At 49.0% G+C, this 6,272-nt stretch carries 6 protein-coding genes; all 6 read left to right on the top strand.

All coding sequences use genetic code 11. The features are described 5' to 3' along the window. Positions 1-571 (top strand): T9SS type A sorting domain-containing protein (locus GX135_07120; protein NLN85854.1); only part of this gene is annotated, 571 nt, incomplete at its 5' end. 511 nt (positions 572-1,082) lie between these two features. After that, a complete protein-coding gene (locus GX135_07115; protein ID NLN85853.1) occupies positions 1,083-2,753 on the top strand; it encodes a formate--tetrahydrofolate ligase in 1,671 nt (556 codons plus the stop codon). A 157-nt stretch (positions 2,754-2,910) separates the two neighbouring features. Then, positions 2,911-3,831 carry a hypothetical protein gene (locus GX135_07110; protein ID NLN85852.1) on the top strand — a complete coding sequence of 307 codons (921 nt, stop codon included), beginning with the start codon at positions 2,911-2,913 and terminating at the stop codon, positions 3,829-3,831. A 139-nt stretch (positions 3,832-3,970) separates the two neighbouring features. Next, on the top strand, positions 3,971-4,744 hold the full coding sequence (locus GX135_07105; GenBank protein NLN85851.1) for a triose-phosphate isomerase: 774 nt from the start codon (positions 3,971-3,973) through the stop codon (positions 4,742-4,744). 3 nt (positions 4,745-4,747) lie between these two features. After that, positions 4,748-6,019, top strand: a complete 1,272-nt coding sequence (gene serS / locus GX135_07100; GenBank protein NLN85850.1) for a serine--tRNA ligase — start codon at positions 4,748-4,750, stop codon at positions 6,017-6,019. A gap of 30 nt (positions 6,020-6,049) precedes the next feature. Beyond that, positions 6,050-6,272, top strand: a 223-nt coding sequence (locus GX135_07095) for a hypothetical protein (protein NLN85849.1), incomplete at its 3' end; no start/stop codon positions are given.

Genomic DNA, 6,272 nt, shown 5'->3' with positions numbered 1-6,272 from the left:
CGAAATCAAATTCTGGGCAAAGTCCCACACCGCCCAGTATGGACTGGAAAGGTTCAAGGTTGGCGTGTCCACCACTGGCACCAACCCGGCTAACTTCACCATCATCAGCGGTACAAACTACATTCAGACACCTGATGTTTGGACTGAATACACCTACAGCCTTGCCAATTACGCCACCAGTGAAACTGTTTATGTTGGAATCGAGTGTGTTTCGAACGACGCCTTCATCTTCTTCATCGATGATGTGACTGTGACAGGCGGAGACGATGCAAACGATCCTGGCATGCCGGTTGTGGCAACCGCACTGCACGGAAACTATCCGAACCCCTTCAACCCTGAAACCACCATCACCTACAGCGTGAAGGATGCCGGACCCATCAGCATCGAGATTTACAACGCCAAAGGCCAGTTGGTGAAAACCCTGGTGAATGAACACAAAGCCTCCGGCAATTACAGCATTGTCTGGAATGGTCGTGACAACAATAACCAAGCTGTATCCAGCGGTATCTATTTCTACAAGATGCAGGCTGGCAAATACAGCAGCACCAAAAAGATGGTCCTGATGAAGTAATTCGTCAGAGTCATAAATCTCCAATTAAGCCCCGGGATTTTTCCGGGGCTTTTTTATTCTGGCGGCCACCATATTAGAACGAGTCTGTTGCAAACTACCTCACAAAGCCCTAAGCCTTTATCAACCTTATGTTTAGCTTATGAAACATAAGGAATACCAAGGGCGGCAAGCAGGAAGGTTTATTCCCGTGTGCGCGCGCTCTTACCTCAATCTTGATTCCAGCGTCACTCGCCCACTTATCACCCTCCTGAGTCCCCCGATTCTGGATCGGGGGGAGCACGAAGATGACACAATCGGGAGTATTTTTGGAACCAAGAAGGAAGCAGGTTGGGAGGATGAGGATAGGAATTCTCATCTGGTTTTATGAGGGGATTTTTCGCGGTTTGTATGTATGCGAACAACCTGTTATCCCGCTTGCAGGAAAGCAAAAGTCAAATACGCTGTAAACTTGCATTATCCTTAAAAATGGATAACATATATATAGAGAACAATTAAGGGAGGAGAATTATCCATGCAAACAGACCAAGATATAGCGCGCAGCGTGAAATTGGAACCCATAGATGCCATCGCGGCAAAGCTGGGCCTGCAACCGCAGGACCTTGAACACTACGGAGAACACAAGGCAAAAATCCGCTATTCAGCCCTGGAAAGGATTGAGAAAAACCCCACCGGAAAGCTGATTTTGGTTTCCGCCATCACACCCACACCGGCGGGAGAAGGCAAAACCACCGTTGCCATCGGACTGGCACAGGCTTTGAACCAAGTTGGAAAACTCAGCTCCGTTGCCGTCCGTGAACCTTCATTGGGTCCGGTTTTTGGCATAAAGGGCGGTGCCGCAGGTGGAGGCTGGAGTCAGGTCCTTCCGATGGAAGACATCAATCTGCATTTCACCGGCGATTTTCATGCCGTGACAGCGGCAAACAACACCCTCGCCGCGCTTGTGGACAACTATATTTACTACGACAACGCGCTCAATCTCGACCCGCGGCGCCTCACCTGGAAAAGAGTGTTGGATGTGAATGACCGCATGTTGCGCAAAATTGTGATAGGCTTGGGCGGCAGCAAACAGGGCTTCCCTCGCGAAGACGGTTTCGACATCACCCCCGCCAGCGAAATCATGGCCATCCTCTGTTTGGCAAACAATGTGGATGAATTGAAGGAACGCATTGGAAACATTACAGTTGGCTTCAGCCATTCCGGAGATCCCGTACTTGTGAAACAGCTTGGATTTGAGGGCGCCATCGCCGCGCTTTTGAAAGACGCGCTGCAGCCAAACTTGGTGCAAACCACTGAAAACACACCCGCTTTTGTGCATGGTGGCCCTTTCGCAAATATCGCTCAGGGAGCAAATTCCATCATTGCGACCAAAACCGCGCTGCGTCTTTCGGAATATGTGGTCACGGAAGCTGGATTCGGCTTCGATCTGGGTGCTGAAAAGTTTTTCGACCTCGTGTGCCGCTATGGCAAATTCTGCACAGACGCGGTGGTGCTGGTTGCCACGATTCGGGCGCTTAAACTTCACGGGGGCAAGAAATTGAAGGAAATATCTGAACCAGACCCCGAAGCCGTCCGCGCTGGCTTGCCAAATCTGGCAAAACATTTGGAAAACATCAATAAATTTGGTATGAAATCCATCGTTGCCATAAACCGTTTTCCCACCGATACGGATGAAGAAATCAGAGTTGTGCAGGAATTTGTGGATTCTCAGGGCTTTGACAGCTCTGTGGCAGATTTCCACGCCCAAGGTGGAAAAGGCGGATTGGAACTGGCACAGCAGGTCATCGATATGGTTGACAAGGAAGAATGTCGTTATCATGGGCTCTATAACTGGGAAGACCCTGTGAAGGACAAGATTTTCACCGTCGCCAACCAGATTTACGGCGCTGAAAATGTGGACTACACCGCCGAGGCAAAAGCTGACCTGAAAAGAATCAATAAATATGGATATGACAAGCTGCCCATCTGCATTGCCAAAACCCAAAAATCGCTTTCGGATAACCCGGATTTGATCGGACGTCCCAAGGATTTTCTGGTGACGGTGCGGCAGATTGTAATCTCCAGCGGCGCGGGCTTTTTGGTTCCCATCACCGGTGAAATCATGCGGATGCCAGGCTTGCCGAAAAAACCTTCCGCCCAAAACATCGACGTTGAGGGAGAAGGGAATATCACTGGCTTATTCTAAGGCATAATTAATATGCGGAGTTATGCCCCCGGAACCGGCTGAAAATACCGGTTTCGGGGGTTTTTATTTTCTGATGGGCGAAAATTTCATTGACAAATAAGCTGCTTTATATTTAGCATGATTTTTATAATGTGATTCCGCCTGGAGGATTTGACTAATGATCAGAGGCAATCTGCCTTTCTGGGGTAAAAAGCTGGGCTTATGCTTGGCATTTTGCGTGGTTTTTGGGCTCATTTGGGCTGAAGCGAAATCTTCATCTCAAATGGCAGTGTTTCAAAGTGACACGAATTATAGCTTCAACTATCCGCGCGCCTGGAAGGTTTTTGATGGCTCAAACAAAGGCCCGGACTGGCTGGAAAGAAGCTTGGCGATGCAGGAAGATACACAGAATTCTTCCGAGTATACAAAGTTCATCCTGGACCGGGTTGACAGTTTGTATATCCGAGCTGCTTTTTTTGAAGACGACGCATCCAACTCCACCGCTTTCATAGTTTTAAGCACTGGTGGCCGCTTTGGTCCCAATGATGAATTCCAGCTTAAAAAACGTTTTGGCGAGCTGTTTTTGCCGCCAGGTTATAGCTTGGACAGAATCGAATCCGCAGTGGAAGGATTCAACTCCATGGAGCGCATGGTGATAAATGCCTCAATCAGGAATCCCGAATCCGATTCCGAAATTCATTTTAGAAGCGTCAACGTGAATGGTAATTTCCGTTCCTACACTTTCACGCTTGGCGGCAGCCGAGATGATATTTTGCGTTTGAGCTCAGTTTTGGATGCGACGATGAAGTCTCTGGATGAAGATATTCCCAGCGAAAAAGGCATCAGCGGTTTGGACCGTTGGTTGGAAATCATACTGCTCGTAACTTTTGCCCTCATGATAACCTGGCTTATAAGAAGGATAATGATTCAGAATTTCGTCTTATACAGACGCAGTCGGCGCGGAGGGGGGATGGGGTTTATCCCGATGTTTATCGTGGTTCTTGGAGTTTTGGTCGGCTTTTCAACCATTTTGGTTACATGTCAAAATCGCAAAACCATGAAGACCAGCCAGTCGGGTTCGATACAGAGGACAAAATAGGGAGTTTCTGAGGATAATTTAGGCTGAAAACGATAGATTCTGATGCCGGAATCGGCTCTTTGGGCATAAATTCCTTGACACTTCCGGCGGTTTTCTGACAAAGTATCTTTTCCATAAAACAAATACAGGCGGTTCAAGCATGCGAAATATCTTCATTGCTGGCAATTGGAAAATGAATAAAGATGCCCCTCAAACAGAGCAGTTTTGCGCGCAACTGCAAAACCATCTCCAAAAACAAGATTTTGGCAGGGTGAAAGCCATCGTCGCGCCAGTGTATCCCTTTTTGTCCCAAGCAAATAGCATTCTGAAATCGGCAGGTGTGGCTGCTCAGGATGTCAGCGCCCATTCCCAGGGTGCCTTCACCGGTGAAGTGTCCGCTTCGCAACTGGCTTCATTGGGCATAAAGTATTGTATCATAGGTCATTCCGAGCGTCGTCAATATCATGGGGAAAGCGATGCCCTCGTGAACGAAAAGCTGATGAAGCTGCGGGAAAATCGCATCACTCCCATCGTTTGCATTGGTGAAACGCTTGAGCAGCGCGAACAGGGAAAAACCCAGGAAGTGGTGATTTCCCAATTGGAAGGTTGTTTTCAAGATGTTGAACTGCAAAACGGAGAGGAAGTTTTGATTGCTTACGAACCGGTTTGGGCAATTGGCACCGGAAAAACTGCCACATCCGCTCAGGCGCAGGAGGTTCACGCGCAGATTCGCGCCTGGCTGCAAAACCGTTTCACAGAAGAGGTTGCTCAAAAAATGCACATCCTATACGGCGGCAGCGCGAAACCGGAAAACATCGGAGAACTGCTGCGACAAAATGATATTGATGGAGGCCTCATTGGCGGTGCTTCCCTGCAAATCGAATCCTTTTGTGCCATGTTGGATATTGCGTTGGAAACTGGCGGAGGAAATTGAACTTTGATCGACCTTAAATTCATCCGAGCCAATCCCGAAATAGTGCGTCAAGCCATCAAAAACAAGAACGAAAAGGCCGATTTGGATGCCCTTTTGGAAACTGATGAGACCAGACGCCGCCAGCAACACGATTTTGACACCCTAAAAGCAGAGCAAAACCAGGTTTCCCAACAAATTGCCAAAGCCAAAAAAAGCGGCGCCGATGCTTCCGAAATGTTGGCTGAAATGGGCAGCGTGGCTGAGCGCATCAAGGAAATCAACGCCCAGCTTGTTAAAACCAATTCCCGCTTGGAAGAACTGCAATTGAGCATTCCAAATATCCCTCATCCATCTGTGCCGATTGGGTTTGACGAATCCGCAAACCGTGTAATCCGGGAATGGGGCGAAAAACCAAGCTTTCCTTTTGCCGCGCTGGATCATCTGGAACTGGCAGAAAAAAATGGGCTTTTGGATCTGCCTCGCGGCGCCAAGCTCAGCGGGTCCGGTTTTCCAGTGTATACAGGTCGGGGCGCGGCATTGGAACGTGCGCTCATTAACTTTATGCTGGACAAACACATCCAGGATCACGGCTACACCGAGATGGCGGTTCCGGTTTTGGTGAACCGCAAAACCATGACCGGCACCGGACAGCTTCCCAAATTGGCAGAAGACATGTATCACGTGGAACAGGATGATTTTTTCCTCATCCCCACCGCAGAGGTTCCGGTTACGAACCTCCATGCCGATGAAATCCTGCGACACGATCAACTGCCTCTGAAATATGTGGCTTACACACCTTGTTTCCGCCGTGAAGCAGGTTCCTACGGCAGGGATACCCGCGGTTTGCAGCGCCTGCATCAGTTCAACAAAGTGGAAATGGTTCGCTTTGTGGAGCCGGATACCTCTTATGACGCGCTGGAGGAAATGCTGGCAGAAGCGGAAGCCATTCTGCGCTCTCTGGGTTTGCACTACCGGGTTCTGGAACTCTGTTCCGGAGACCTAAGTTTCGCCTCCGCAAAAACTTATGATATTGAAGTCTGGGCTCCGGGGACGGGAAAATATCTGGAGGTTTCCTCTGTGAGCAATTTTGAGGATTTTCAAGCCCGCCGCGCCAGCATCCGCAAAAAGGATTCCCAGGGAAAACCTTATTTCATCCACACTTTGAACGGTTCCGGCCTTGCCACACCGCGCCTTTTTATCGCGCTTTTGGAAAGCTGCCAAAATGAAGATGGCGGTTTCACAATCCCGGCCGCGTTGGAAAACCACATGCCTCCTTCGGCGCATAAATTCACATGACGGCGAAAGCCATAGATAGGATATAAACCAATGGATAAGAGAGAGTTCGACTTCTTTGAACTGTTGAGGATATTGCTCAAAAATCGGAAATTCATCATCATTTTCGTGGCTGTGGTCAGCGTAGCGGCAGTGGTTTACAGCCTGCTGACACCGCAGATTTGGGAATCCAGCGCCAGCTTCTACGTGGTTGGAGATCAAAGTACCGGTCTGCCGTTCGACATCAAAGGTCTCAGCGGTATCACGGCCTCTCTTT

The sequence above is a fragment of the Candidatus Cloacimonadota bacterium genome (genome assembly GCA_012522635.1).
Taxonomy (GTDB): domain Bacteria; phylum Cloacimonadota; class Cloacimonadia; order Cloacimonadales; family Cloacimonadaceae; genus Syntrophosphaera.
This window is presented reverse-complemented; position numbering and strand designations above follow the sequence as displayed.